This window comes from Pseudomonas sp. St290, assembly GCF_018325805.1.
GTDB lineage: Bacteria > Pseudomonadota > Gammaproteobacteria > Pseudomonadales > Pseudomonadaceae > Aquipseudomonas > Aquipseudomonas bijieensis.
The window spans coordinates 1820635-1834055 of sequence record NZ_AP014703.1; the positions used below are offsets into that span (position 1 = coordinate 1820635).

The 13421-nt window shown below is 59.7% G+C and carries 14 protein-coding genes; 13 read left to right on the plus strand and 1 reads right to left on the minus strand.

Annotation, left to right across the window (positions count from 1 at the left end; translation table 11 throughout):
• Positions 1 to 55 precede the first annotated feature (55 nt).
• From fliL to flhB, 8 genes are all read left to right on the plus strand, one after another.
• Entirely contained in the window at positions 56 to 559 is a 504-nt protein-coding gene (gene fliL, locus PBDP_RS07965; protein WP_013692537.1) for a flagellar basal body-associated protein FliL, read from the plus strand.
• 9 nt (positions 560 to 568) lie between these two features.
• On the plus strand, positions 569 to 1537 hold the full coding sequence (gene fliM / locus PBDP_RS07970) for a flagellar motor switch protein FliM (protein WP_003184019.1): 969 nt from the start codon (positions 569 to 571) through the stop codon (positions 1535 to 1537).
• 72 nt (positions 1538 to 1609) lie between these two features.
• Positions 1610 to 2068, plus strand: coding sequence for a flagellar motor switch protein FliN (fliN, locus tag PBDP_RS07975; RefSeq protein WP_109751353.1), 459 nt, complete (start codon positions 1610 to 1612; stop codon positions 2066 to 2068).
• Positions 2069 to 2506: a flagellar biosynthetic protein FliO gene (fliO, locus tag PBDP_RS07980; RefSeq protein ID WP_116831749.1), complete on the plus strand. Its 438-nt coding sequence runs from the start codon at positions 2069 to 2071 to the stop codon at positions 2504 to 2506.
• A complete protein-coding gene (gene fliP / locus PBDP_RS07985) occupies positions 2506 to 3255 on the plus strand; it encodes a flagellar type III secretion system pore protein FliP (RefSeq protein ID WP_053120292.1) in 750 nt (249 codons plus the stop codon). The genes fliO and fliP overlap by 1 nt, the downstream gene beginning before the upstream one ends.
• Positions 3256 to 3278: 23 nt before the next feature.
• On the plus strand, positions 3279 to 3548 hold the full coding sequence (gene fliQ / locus PBDP_RS07990; protein ID WP_038858957.1) for a flagellar biosynthesis protein FliQ: 270 nt from the start codon (positions 3279 to 3281) through the stop codon (positions 3546 to 3548).
• Positions 3549 to 3552: 4 nt separating this feature from the next.
• The gene (gene fliR, locus PBDP_RS07995) at positions 3553 to 4335 is read left to right on the plus strand and encodes a flagellar biosynthetic protein FliR (protein ID WP_109751355.1); all 783 of its coding nucleotides are present in this window, start codon (positions 3553 to 3555) and stop codon (positions 4333 to 4335) included.
• A gap of 3 nt (positions 4336 to 4338) precedes the next feature.
• Positions 4339 to 5475 carry a flagellar biosynthesis protein FlhB gene (gene flhB, locus PBDP_RS08000; protein WP_109751356.1) on the plus strand — a complete coding sequence of 379 codons (1137 nt, stop codon included), beginning with the start codon at positions 4339 to 4341 and terminating at the stop codon, positions 5473 to 5475.
• A gap of 38 nt (positions 5476 to 5513) precedes the next feature.
• Here flhB and PBDP_RS08005 read toward each other — a convergent pair whose 3' ends face one another.
• Positions 5514 to 7439, minus strand: coding sequence for a hypothetical protein (locus tag PBDP_RS08005; RefSeq protein WP_212802061.1), 1926 nt, complete (start codon positions 7437 to 7439; stop codon positions 5514 to 5516).
• A gap of 257 nt (positions 7440 to 7696) precedes the next feature.
• Between PBDP_RS08005 and flhA the strand changes: the two genes are divergently transcribed.
• The 5 genes from flhA to PBDP_RS08030 all read left to right on the plus strand — a co-directional run bounded on the left by flhA (position 7697) and on the right by PBDP_RS08030 (position 13416).
• Complete coding sequence (gene flhA, locus PBDP_RS08010; protein WP_109751830.1) at positions 7697 to 9826, plus strand: flagellar biosynthesis protein FlhA; 2130 nt, start codon at positions 7697 to 7699, stop codon at positions 9824 to 9826.
• An 11-nt stretch (positions 9827 to 9837) separates the two neighbouring features.
• On the plus strand, positions 9838 to 11187 hold the full coding sequence (flhF, locus tag PBDP_RS08015; protein WP_095973956.1) for a flagellar biosynthesis GTPase FlhF: 1350 nt from the start codon (positions 9838 to 9840) through the stop codon (positions 11185 to 11187).
• 116 nt (positions 11188 to 11303) lie between these two features.
• Positions 11304 to 12134 carry a flagellar synthesis regulator FleN gene (gene fleN, locus PBDP_RS08020; RefSeq protein WP_003184001.1) on the plus strand — a complete coding sequence of 277 codons (831 nt, stop codon included), beginning with the start codon at positions 11304 to 11306 and terminating at the stop codon, positions 12132 to 12134.
• Positions 12131 to 12877: an RNA polymerase sigma factor FliA gene (gene fliA / locus PBDP_RS08025; RefSeq protein ID WP_109751358.1), complete on the plus strand. Its 747-nt coding sequence runs from the start codon at positions 12131 to 12133 to the stop codon at positions 12875 to 12877. Before fleN ends, fliA begins: the two co-directional genes overlap by 4 nt.
• Positions 12878 to 13044: 167 nt before the next feature.
• Positions 13045 to 13416 carry a chemotaxis response regulator CheY gene (locus PBDP_RS08030; protein ID WP_003199125.1) on the plus strand — a complete coding sequence of 124 codons (372 nt, stop codon included), beginning with the start codon at positions 13045 to 13047 and terminating at the stop codon, positions 13414 to 13416.
• The last annotated feature ends 5 nt before the right edge of the window (positions 13417 to 13421 follow it).

Genomic DNA, 13421 nt, shown 5'->3' on the forward strand with positions numbered 1-13421 from the left:
TGCTCCTGCCTTGCCGTGCAACAGTGAAAACCCCGATTAGTGACGGATTATTGGCATGGCGAAGAGTGAAGCAGCAGCTGTAAAAGACCCTGCAACCAAAGGCAAACTCAAGCTGATCATCATGATCGTGGTGGGTTTGCTCCTGGCGATCGGCGTTTCGGTGGGGGCGACCTGGTATTTCATGCACAGCGCCCAAAGCAAGCCGGCGGTGGCGGTCGAAGCCGCACCAGTGGGCAAGCAACCGGCGATTTTCGAGCCGATGGCGCCAGCCTTCGTGGCCAACTACACCCAGAACGGTCGTCAACGCTACATGCAGGTCAGCATCACCCTGCTGGGTCGCAACCAGGCTGACCTGGAAGCGCTGCGGGTGCACATGCCGCTGATCCGCAATAACCTGGTGATGCTGTTTTCCGGACAGAATTTCGACACCCTGGCCACCCCGGTCGGTCAGGAAATGCTGCGTCAGAAAGCCACGGCCAGCGTGCAGGAAGTGGCTCAGAAAGAGCTTGGCAAAGTGGTGATCGAACAGTTGCTTTTCACTAACTTCGTATTGCAGTAGGAACACGACATGGCCGTGCAGGACCTGTTGTCCCAGGACGAAATCGACGCGCTGCTACATGGTGTCGACGATGGCCTGGTGCAGACCGAGAACGCTGCTGAACCGGGCAGCGTCAAAAGCTACGACCTGACCAGCCAGGATCGCATCGTTCGTGGACGCATGCCGACCCTGGAAATGATCAACGAGCGTTTCGCCCGCTATACCCGCATCAGCATGTTCAACATGCTGCGCCGCTCGGCCGACGTGGCCGTCGGTGGCGTGCAGGTGATGAAGTTCGGTGAGTACGTGCACTCGCTGTACGTGCCTACCAGCCTCAACCTGGTGAAGATCAAGCCGTTGCGCGGCACCGCATTGTTCATTCTTGACGCCAAGCTGGTGTTCAAGCTGGTGGACAACTTCTTCGGCGGCGACGGTCGTCACGCCAAGATCGAGGGGCGTGAATTCACCCCGACCGAGCTGCGGGTCGTGCGCATGGTGCTGGAGCAGGCTTTCGTCGACTTGAAGGAAGCCTGGCAAGCGATCATGGAAGTGAACTTCGAGTACATCAACTCGGAAGTGAACCCGGCCATGGCCAACATCGTCGGCCCGAGCGAGGCCATCGTGGTCTCGACCTTCCACATCGAGCTCGATGGCGGTGGCGGCGACCTGCACGTGACCATGCCGTACTCGATGATCGAGCCGGTGCGAGAAATGCTCGATGCCGGTTTCCAGTCGGACCTCGACGACCAGGACGAGCGCTGGATCAATGCGCTGCGCCAGGATGTGCTGGATGTCGACGTGCCGATCGGCGCGACGGTTGCCCGGCGCCAACTGCGCCTGCGGGACATCCTGCACATGCAGCCGGGTGACATCATCCCCGTCGAGATGCCGGAAGACATGATCATGCGCGCCAATGGCGTACCGGCCTTCAAGGTCAAGATGGGCTCTCACAAAGGCAACCTGGCGTTGCAGGTGATCGAGCCGATCGAACGCCGCTGAGCGGGGTCGAACCCCTTGAGTTTGTAACGGATTTTACGTTTTTAACTGATTTTTGCCCGCCGAGGACAAATGATGGCTGACGATATGAATACCCAGGATGACCAGGCGCTTGCCGACGAATGGGCCGCAGCCCTGGAAGAAACCGGTGATGCCGGGCAAGCCGACATCGACGCCTTGCTGGCGGCCGACAGTGGCGCTCATGCGTCCAGCCGCCTGCAGATGGAAGAATTTGGCAGCGTGCCGAAGAGTCATGAGCCGGTAACGCTCGATGGCCCGAACCTGGATGTGATCCTCGATATCCCGGTGTCGATTTCCATGGAAGTGGGCAGCACCGACATCAACATCCGCAACCTGCTGCAGCTCAACCAGGGCTCGGTGATCGAGCTGGACCGCCTGGCCGGCGAACCACTCGACGTGCTGGTCAACGGTACCTTGATCGCCCATGGCGAAGTGGTGGTGGTCAACGAGAAGTTCGGCATTCGCCTGACGGACGTGATCAGTCCGAGCGAACGCATCAAGAAGCTGCGCTGAGTGAAAGGTTTCTTCGCAGCAGCCGCGATGCTGCCATTGAGCGTGCTGGCGGCCGAGCCGGTTGCCACGGCCGCCGCTGCGCCGGCTGCCGGCAGTGGCGTGGCCGGGCAATTGGCACAGCTGGTGCTGGGTTTGCTGCTGGTGCTGGGCTTGATCTTCTTCCTCGCCTGGATGCTGCGTCGGGTGCAGCAGGCCGGGCCAGCCGGCAAAGGCCAGGTCATCGACATCATCGGCTCCCGCGCGCTCGGGCCGCGGGACCGGCTGGTGCTGGTGCAGGTCGGCAACGAGCAGATTCTCCTGGGCCTGAGCCCGGGCACCATTACCGCCTTGCATGTCCTCAAGGAGCCGGTGCAGGTGCCCTCCGCCGAGCAGGCAAGTCCCGAGTTTGCCCAGCGTCTCATGGAACTGTTGGGTAAAGACCAGAAGGATAAAAAGTAATGCCGTTGCGCATTCTGTTGGCATTGGCCCTGATGCTGGCCGCACCGTTGGCGTTCGCCGCCGATCCACTGTCGATTCCGGCGATCACCCTCGGAACCAACGCCGAAGGGGCCCAGGAATACTCGGTCAGCCTGCAGATCCTGCTGATCATGACCGCGCTGAGTTTCATCCCGGCGTTCGTCATGCTGATGACCAGTTTCACCCGGATCATCATTGTCTTTTCGATCCTGCGCCAGGCCCTGGGCCTGCAACAGACCCCCTCGAACCAGATCCTCACCGGCATGGCGCTGTTCCTGACCATGTTCATCATGGCGCCGGTGTTCGACCGGGTGAACCAGGATGCGCTGCAACCCTACCTGGCGGAAAAAATCACTGCTCAGGATGCCGTGGCCAAGGCTGAAGTGCCGATCAAGGATTTCATGCTGGCCCAGACTCGCAGCAGCGACCTGGAGCTGTTCATGCGCCTGTCCAAGCGCACCGATATCCCCAGTGCCGATCAGGCGCCATTGACCATCCTGGTGCCGGCGTTCGTGACCTCCGAGCTCAAGACCGCTTTCCAGATCGGCTTCATGATTTTCATCCCGTTCCTGATCATCGACCTGGTGGTCGCCAGCGTACTGATGGCCATGGGCATGATGATGCTCTCGCCGCTGATCATTTCCCTGCCGTTCAAGATCATGCTGTTTGTGCTGGTGGATGGCTGGGCGTTGATCATCGGTACCCTGGCGGGCAGTTTCGGCGGTGTTTAGGCCTTTTGTGCGGGTAGGACGATATGACGCCTGAAGTAGCGGTAGACCTGTTCCGTGAAGCGCTCTGGTTGACGACCATGATGGTTGCCATCCTGGTGATCCCCAGCCTCCTGGTCGGATTGCTGGTGGCGATGTTCCAGGCCGCGACCCAGATCAACGAACAGACCTTGAGCTTCCTGCCACGCCTGTTGGTGATGCTGGTGACGCTGATCGTCGCCGGCCCCTGGATGGTACAAACCTTCATGGAATACATCCTGCAGTTGTACGGCAGTATTCCGCAGTTGATCGGCTGACCGCATGTCGATGCTCGAGCTTACGGACACCCAGATCAGTTCCTGGGTGGCATCGTTCATCCTGCCGCTGTTTCGCGTCACCGCGGTGCTGATGAGCATGCCGGTCTTCGGCACGACCCTGGTGCCCCGGCGCGTGCGCCTGTATTTCGCCCTGGCGATCACGGTTGTCATCGCGCCCGGACTCCCGCCGATGCCGCCGGTCCATGCCCTGGACCTCAGTGCACTGATGCTGGTGGCCGAGCAAATTCTCATCGGCGCCTTGATGGGCTTCTCGCTACAGCTGTTCTTCCAGGCCTTCGTGGTGGCTGGGCAAATCATTTCGATCCAGATGGGCATGGCCTTCGCGTCGATGGTCGACCCCACCAATGGCGTGACGACGGCAGTGATCGGTCAGTTCCTGACGATGCTGGTGACCCTGTTGTTCCTCGCCATGAATGGGCATCTGGTGGTCTTCGAGGTCTTGACCGAGAGCTTTACCACCATGCCGGTGGGCAATGCGTTCCTGATCAATCATTTCTGGGAGATCGCCGGTAAGCTCGGCTGGGTCCTGGGCGCGGCGATGGTGCTGGTATTGCCGGCGATCACCGCGTTGCTGGTGGTCAACATCGCCTTTGGCGTGATGACCCGCGCGGCACCGCAATTGAATATTTTCTCCATCGGCTTTCCGCTGACCCTCGTGCTGGGCATGGTGATTTTCTGGGTCAGCCTGGGGGATATCCTCAACCAGTATCAGCCGCTGGCCACCCAGGCCTTGCAGCTTTTACGCGACATGGCACAGGCACGCTGAACCATGGCCGAGAGCGAGAGTGGTCAGGACAAGACAGAAGACCCTACGGAAAAGCGCCTGCGCGAATCCCGGGAAAAGGGTGAGACTGCCCGGTCCAAGGAACTCAACACGCTGGCGGTGATGCTGGCGGGGGCGGGCGGATTGCTGGTTTATGGCGGCGGGTTGGCCCTGGACCTGCTGGAAATCATGCGCCTGAATTTCTCCCTGCCCCGTGAGGTGCTGCTTTCTCCCGGTTCCATGTCCCAACACCTGCTGCACTCGGGCAAGATCGCGATCCTGGCGGTGCAGCCGGTCCTGATCTGTTTGCTGCTGGCCGCCGTGATTGGCCCGATTTCACTGGGCGGCTGGTTGTTCGCCGCCGGTAGCCTGGCCCCAAAATTCAGTCGAATGAACCCGGCCGCAGGCCTCAAGCGCATGTTTTCTACCTCGGCGCTGATGGAGTTGCTCAAGGCTTTCGGGAAATTCCTGTTGGTCCTGTTCGTCGCGCTGACAGTGTTGCAGGCCGATATCGATGATCTGCTGCGCATTGCTCACGAACCGCTGGAGCAGGCGATTATCCACAGCGTGCAGTTGGTGGGCTGGAGTACGTTGTGGATGGCTTGCGGCCTGATCCTGATCGCCGCCATCGACGTGCCGATCCAGCTCTATCAGAGCAAGCAGAAGCTGATGATGACCAAGCAGGAAGTGCGCGACGAGCACAAGGACTCGGAGGGCAAGCCAGAGGTCAAGCAGCGGATCCGGCAGTTGCAGCGTGAGGTCTCCCAGCGGCGGATGATGGCGGCGATTCCCGATGCCGATGTGGTCATCACCAACCCGACCCACTACGCCGTCGCCCTCAAGTATGACCCCGAGAAAGGCAACGCCCCCGTGTTGCTGGCAAAGGGCAGTGATTTCCTGGCGCTGAAGATTCGTGAAATCGCCGTGGCCAATGAAGTGATGCTGCTCGAATCCCCGGCGTTGGCGCGGTCGATCTACTACTCCACTGAACTCGACCAGGAAATCCCCGGGGGCTTGTATCTGGCCGTGGCCCAGGTGCTGGCCTACGTCTACCAGATCCGCCAGCACCGCGCGGGTAAAGGCAAGCGTCCAGAGCCGCTCAAGGACTTGCCGATTCCGCCGGATTTGCGGCGTGATTCCTGATAGGCCGTCGAGCCTGGGATGATTTTGAGCGCGTTCACCTAGTTCGAAGAGCGCCATTTCCGGGTGTTAGCAACGTATCTGAACTTGAGGGTATCCCCTTTTCTAAGTTGCATGGAGGTACCGGATACGAGATTAGTGCCCATGATGGTTGTCGTATAGGTGGCGTTGGAGGTCAAGGTGACTTCGTCGTTTTCCCAGGCTGTGAGGGGAAGGGTAATTTGCGCAATCCAGTCGCCATCCCGGAAATGCACCTGGGTTTTTTCGGTGCCGGTATCTTCCATTTGGGCTCCGGCCTTGGCTGCGCCGTAGGTATGTACGGGCGTCTGGAGGGGCCACCAACTGCCTTGTCCAAACCTGAAGAGATATTTGTCGCCTCGTTGGCAGCGGTAGACGCGCTCCGCGGGTTTGCGATGGATCTGGCTGTGCCAGCCTTCGACTGCCGTAATTACGGAAGATACCTCGATATAGCTACTGTCCGGTGCAGTGGTCGGCAGGCTGATATGTTCGGTCCAGTTGTAATCTGCTGTCTGGTATCTGACGAGTTTTTCATCGGTACGCGGGGTGGGAACCGTCTCCCCAGACGTGTTGGGGGAATAGGTAGGGACATCTTGCAACAGCCATTTTTGCTGGAAGCTATCGAACTGGAATAGCAGCACATCGCCTTGCACTAAACTCAGTTGGGGGAGCGGAAAGTCACTGTTGGAAACCCGCAGGTCTGTCGGTAAATTAGCTTTGCAGATGATGAGTACGGTGGCACCGTGGAATCCCGTTATCGGGAGGCCTATCGAGGATCTCCAATTACCATTATATGTCTCCAGGGCGACCGCCCGGTGTCCACGGGGAATGTAGCCGTCGGCGGCAAGATCCGTGGGATTGAGGTAAAGGGAGGTGCCTATTTTGCTTCTGAAACTGTTCGCATGAATGCAGTTGTCGATATGCCGGTGACGTAGCGACCAGTCGGTGTTGATGATGTGGAATTTCATGATGGGAGAATTGGCGTCGCCCGCCGCAAACCAGCTCATGACGTCCGATGACATATCGTCGGGTTGTCCGACCAGCGTGTATTTGTGGGCCTGGATGGCACGCAGTTCATACTCTGGCTTTGTCTCATTGCCGACGCGGTCGATAAAACTTTTCAGCTCGCTGCTGGAGGGTATGTCCTTTCCTATCCAACGCTGATTGACCCCCGGCCAGAACTGCGGGTCTCGTCGGTTATCGTCATAAACAATCACGACATTTTTCTGTAAGGCCCAGAGTTGCCTGAGCACCAGCGGCTTCCATTTGGGCTCTATCAATTTATCGCCGAAGGTCTGTTTTATAACGTTGGCCAGTTCGCGATGTGCGGCGTCGGTGAAGTTACTGAACTGATGAAAGTCCAGGATAACGACCTCTTTAGGGTAGGCCTTGTAAAGATTCATCGCTGCTTGCAGGATGTCGCCGCGGACGGTTCTTCCAGAGTCGAGACTGTGGTAAATCATGAATCTTTTCCAATCGCCTGCCGGGTAGCCCGGGTAAAATCGCACCCTCAGGTCGAGCACCCTGATACCTGTTTGTAATTGGGCATGAGGTGATACGTCCTGGCAAGTGTCATAGCTGTTGGTGTAGTCGGCTTGTTTGTCCGAGCCAGAGTTGTGGGTGCCGGGCAGTATCATTTCGTCAATCCGCAGACTGGCGGTGGCACCGGGGTAGTAGCCCATCCAATTCGGTCGCACATTGTTGAAAGGCGAACAGATACCGCCGCTGATGGAGCCACTGGGGCACCAGCCTATCCTGGGCGTTGAGAGCGGTTCATCGCCTGGAGCGGGTTCACAACGGGTGGGGTGTTCGGTATCGGGATATTCGGCGGGAGGATAGGGGGCTAACACTGTCGGCACATATGGTTTCAACACGCCATGTTCGTCCAGGTCATCTGGATGCACGCCCATTTGTTCTGCAAGTTCGTTAAGGGAGATATTCTCGGTCATGACAGGTCTCCGCAAGGTGCGCTGCAGTAGAGGCGACTTCATTGTCCGCGCAGCCGCTCAAGTGCTTATTCAATACCTCCATGTTGGCGCCAACCACTCTTAGAACTGTTAGGTTGACGCTGAGTTGATAAGGTGATAGCGGGTCGAGTGTTCTGCCGATTTTTCAGTTCCTGGCAAAGTTGGACGGGTTTTTGCAAAAGCAGGCCGTATGACGCTGCAGGCGTCAAAAGTTTGCTTAACAGGCACGGGGAATATTGGTGGATCGCTCTCAGTTACTCAGCACCGCGCGCAGCAATGTCGTAGACCTCAGCCGGGGTAATCTGGGCGTGCCGCTGTTGCTGCTGGTCATGCTCGCCATGATGATGCTGCCGGTACCGCCGTTCCTGCTGGACGTGTTTTTCACGTTCAACATCGCCCTGTCGATTGTCGTGCTGCTGGTGTGCGTATACGCCCTGCGGCCGCTGGATTTCGCCGTATTCCCGACCATCCTGCTGGTGGCCACGCTGTTGCGCCTGGCGCTGAACGTGGCGTCCACCCGGGTGGTCATGCTCCACGGCCAGGACGGGCACGCTGCCGCCGGTAAGGTGATCCAGGCCTTCGGTGAGGTGGTGATCGGCGGTAACTACGTGGTCGGTATCGTGGTCTTCGCCATCTTGATGATCATCAACTTCGTCGTGGTGACCAAGGGCGCCGGGCGGATTTCCGAGGTGAGCGCGCGTTTCACCCTCGATGCGATGCCGGGCAAGCAGATGGCGATCGACGCCGATCTCAACGCCGGCCTGATCGACCAGAGCCAGGCCAAGCTGCGTCGCCTGGAAGTGGCCCAGGAAGCCGAGTTCTACGGTTCCATGGACGGTGCCAGCAAGTTCGTGCGCGGTGACGCCATCGCCGGCCTGCTGATTCTGTTCATCAACCTGATCGGCGGCATGGCCGTCGGTATCTTCCAGCACGACATGACCTTCGGCGACGCTGGCAGGGTTTACGCCTTGTTGACCATCGGTGACGGTTTGGTGGCGCAATTGCCATCACTGTTGTTATCCACAGCGGCCGCGATCATGGTGACCCGTGCTTCGGGCTCCGAAGACATGGGCAAGCAGATCGGCCGGCAAATGTTCGCCTCGCCCAAGGCCCTGGCCGTTGCTGCCGGCCTGATGGCGGTGATGGGCCTGGTGCCTGGCATGCCGCACTTTTCCTTTCTGACCATGGCTGCCCTGGCGGCCGGTGGCGCCTACCTGTTCTGGAAGAAGCAGAACGTGCAGAAAGTCCAGGCCCTGCAAGAGGTCAAGCGCCAGCAGGAACTGCTGCCGTCGCCGGCTCGTGCCATGGAAACCAAGGAGCTGGGCTGGGATGACGTGACCCCGATCGACATGATCGGCCTGGAAGTCGGCTATCGCCTGATTCCTTTGGTCGATCGCAACCAGGGGGGGCAGTTGCTGGCGCGGATCAAGGGGGTGCGCAAGAAGCTCTCCCAGGACCTGGGCTTCCTGATGCCCACCGTGCATATCCGCGACAACCTCGACCTGGCGCCGAGCGCTTATCGCCTGACCTTGATGGGGGTGATCCTGGCCGAAGCCGAGATCTACCCCGACCGCGAACTGGCGATCAACCCCGGACAGGTCTACGGCAGCCTCAACGGCATCACCGCCAAGGATCCGGCTTTCGGCCTGGAAGCGGTGTGGATCGAAATCAGCCAGCGGGCCCAGGCCCAGTCCCTCGGCTATACCGTGGTAGACGCCAGTACGGTGGTGGCGACCCACTTGAACCAGATCCTGTACAAGCACTCCAGCGAGCTGATCGGCCACGAAGAAGTCCAGCAGCTCCTGCAAGTACTGGCAAAAGGCTCGCCGAAGCTGGCCGAAGAGCTGGTGCCGGGTGTGGTTTCGTTGTCGCAGTTGCTCAAGGTGCTGCAGGCGCTGTTGGCCGAACAAGTGCCTGTGCGCGACATACGCAGTATTGCCGAAGCTATCGCCAACAACGCTTCCAAGAGTCAAGATACCGCCGCCTTGGTGGCAGCTGTTCGGGTCGGCGTGTCCCGCGCAATCGTCCAAAGCATTGTAGGCACTGAGTCCGAGCTGCCTGTGATCACTCTGGAACCAAGGTTGGAACAGATATTGCTCAATAGTCTGCAGAAGGCAGGGCAAGGCTCGGAAGAGGGTGTCCTGCTGGAGCCAAGCATGGCCGAGAAGCTGCAGCGTTCGCTGATCGAAGCAGCCCAGCGGCAAGAGATGCAAGGCCAGCCGGTGATCCTGCTGGTGGCCGGTCCGATTCGCGCGATGCTCTCGCGATTCGGGCGCCTCGCGGTCCCGGGGCTGCATGTGCTGGCGTACCAGGAAATACCGGACAACAAGCAAGTGACCATCGTTGCGACAGTAGGGCCCAACGGCTGAGGTAGTGGTTTATGCAAGTGAAGCGTTTTTTCGCCGCCGACATGCGTCAGGCCATGAAACTGGTTCGTGACGAGCTGGGCGCTGAAGCAGCCATCATTGGCAACCGTCGTATCGCCGGCGGTGTCGAGCTGACGGCGGCCCTGGATTACAAACTGTCTGCGCTGGCCCCGCGGGTTCCGAACATGGAACTCGAAGATGAGCTGCGCAAGACTCAATCGCGCATCGCCAGCGCCCAGGCCGAACTGAGCCTGCGTAGCAGCGAAGGCGAGGGTGCCGCGGGCACCAATCGTCAATTGTTCGCCGGTCAGCCACTGACCGCCGGCTTGCCGTTGACCGCTGCCGAGCCGCTGATCGAGCAGGCCCAGGCCGAACCGCGTCGTCCAGAGCCGGCACCCGCCGCGCCTGCCCGTGGGGTCGATCCGCGCGCCCTGGACTCGATGCGCTTCGAGCTCAACAGCCTGCGCGAGCTGATGGAAGTCCAGCTCGGCTCCCTGGCCTGGAACCAGCTGCAAGGCAGTCGTCCAGCCCAGGCTAACCTGTGGCGTCGCCTGCAACGCATCGGCCTGTCCGGTCCGTTGTCCCGGGACCTGCTGGCATTGATCAATGGTATCGAAGAACCTCGCCAGGCCTGGCGCATGTTGCTGGCGCACCTGGCGCGGATGATTGCCACGCCGGAAGTCGAGCCGCTGGAAGAGGGCGGGGTGATTGCCATGGTCGGTCCTGCCGGCATGGGCAAGACCACCACCCTGGCCAAGCTCGCCGCCCGCTACGTACTCAAGTACGGCGCCCAGAGCATCGCCCTGGTGAGCATGGACAGTTTCCGCATCGGTGCCCAGGAGCAACTCAAGACCCTGGGACGGATCCTCAACGTGTCGGTGACCCATGTGGATCCGGGCCAGTCCCTGGCCCAGGCATTGGAACCGTTGCTGCGCAAGCGCGTCGTACTGATCGATACCGCCGGCCTGCAAGCCAGCGATCCGGCCCTGCGCATGCAGCTCGAAAGCCTGGCCGGACGCGGCATCAAGTCAAAAAATTATCTCGTGTTGGCAACCACCAGCCAGAAACAGGTTCTAACCGCCGCATACCACAGCTACAAACGCTGCGGGCTGGCCGGCTGCATCCTGACTAAGCTGGACGAAACGGCAAGCCTGGGCGAGGTGTTGAGCCTGGCGATCGGTCATGAACTACCGGTGGCCTACCTGACCGACGGGCCGCGGATCCCGGATGATTTGCATCTGCCGCGCCGTCATCAACTGGTCAGCCGTGCCGTGAGTGTGCAAATGCAGGAAGAACCCAGCGAAGAAGCCATGGCTGATATGTTCGCTGATATCTACCACAGCCCGACCAAGCAGGTTGGCTGAGGTAATCATGAATATTTTTTGTACCTACATCGATGGTCTGCCATGCATTGTTCCGTATGCGAACGCGCAGCCAGTAATGTGGCCTCCGTCTAAGTAAGACAAGGTAAAGAACGAACATGGGCAGCATGCATCCCGTACAGGTGATCGCGGTGACCGGCGGCAAAGGTGGCGTCGGGAAGACTAACGTGTCAGTGAACTTGTCCCTGGCTCTGGCAGAGCTTGGCCGACGGGTCATGCTGCTGGACGCCGACCTGGGCCTGGCGAACGTCGACGTGCTCTTGGGGCTTACACCCAAACGCACCCTGGCGGACGTGATCGAAGGCCGTTGTGAATTGCGCGACGTGCTGTTGCAGGGGCCAGGCGGGATTCGCATCGTGCCGGCTGCCTCCGGCACCCAGAGCATGGTTCACCTGACCCCGGCCCAGCACGCCGGCCTGATCCAGGCTTTCAGCGACATCGGCGACAACCTCGATGTGCTGGTGATCGACACCGCGGCCGGTATCGGCGACTCGGTCGTCAGTTTCGTACGCGCGGCCCAGGAAGTGTTGCTGGTGGTCTGCGACGAACCGACGTCCATCACCGACGCCTATGCCTTGATCAAGCTGCTGAACCGCGACTATGGCATGAACCGCTTCCGCGTCCTGGCCAACATGGCCCAGAGCCCGCAGGAGGGCCGCAACCTGTTCGCCAAGTTGACAAAGGTCACGGATCGCTTCCTGGACGTCGCCCTACAATACGTCGGCGCCGTGCCCTACGACGAAAGCGTACGCAAGGCCGTCCAGAAGCAACGTGCCGTTTATGAAGCCTTTCCACGTTCCAAATGCGCGCTGGCGTTCAAGGCGATCGCCCAGAAGGTCGATACCTGGCCGTTGCCGGCCAACCCGCGCGGGCATCTGGAATTTTTCGTCGAGCGTCTTGTGCAACAAACAGCAGGGCCCGTGCTATGACAGCCAGCGGTTACAACCATCTCTACAAAAAATCGGCACGGGACGCCCAGTACGAATTGATCGAGCGTTACGCGCCACTGGTCAAGCGTATCGCCTACCACTTGCTGGCGCGGTTGCCGGCCAGTGTCCAGGTCGAAGACTTGATCCAGGCGGGCATGATCGGCCTGCTCGAAGTGTCGAACAAATACGACGCGAGCAAGGGCGCCAGTTTCGAGACGTATGCCGGTATTCGCATTCGCGGGGCCATGCTCGATGAAGTCCGCAAGGGCGATTGGGCGCCACGCTCGGTGCACCGCAATACCCGCATGGTCAGCGATGCAATTCGGGCAATTGAAGCTAAAACCGGGCGTGACGCTAAAGATCACGAGGTTGCGGCCGAACTCCAGTTGAGTCTCGATGATTATTACGGGATTTTGAACGATACCTTGGGCAGCCGCCTGTTCAGTTTCGACGACCTGTTGCAGGACGGTGGTGAACACGAGGGACTGCACGAGGATGGCGCGAGTGCTCACATGGAGCCATCGCGTGACCTGGAAGATGAACGTTTCCAGAGCGCGCTGGCGGATGCGATTGCCAATTTGCCGGAGCGTGAGCGACTGGTCTTGGCGCTGTACTACGACGAAGAGCTGAACCTCAAGGAAATCGGTGAGGTCCTGGGGGTCAGCGAATCGCGGGTCAGCCAGTTACACAGCCAGTGCGCGGCCCGTTTGCGGGGGCGTTTGGGGGAGTGGCGAGCGCGTTGACAGGCAGTGTGGGGACACTGCGAACGAGGCTGGCCTGGCAAGTACTGCGCCAGTCTCCATCCGTTGTGCTCCAGACCGTTGTCGAGTGTTGTGCCGGATTGATTGAAATGGCGCGTCCAGGTGCTGGGCGCGTTTAAGACTGCTTGGAGGTCGAATTGGACAAGAACATGAAAATCCTCATCGTTGATGACTTCTCAACGATGCGGCGGATCATAAAAAACCTGTTGCGTGACCTTGGGTTCACCAACACGGCCGAGGCAGATGACGGGACCACTGCGCTCCCGATGTTGCACAGTGGCAACTTCGATTTTCTGGTCACCGACTGGAACATGCCGGGCATGACCGGTATCGACCTGCTGCGTCAGGTGCGTGCCGACGAAAAACTCAAGCATCTTCCGGTGCTGATGGTCACTGCCGAAGCCAAGCGCGAGCAGATCATCGAAGCGGCCCAGGCCGGTGTCAACGGCTATGTGGTCAAACCCTTCACGGCCCAGGCGTTGAAAGAGAAGATCGAAAAAATCTTCGAACGCATCGGTTAACGGCG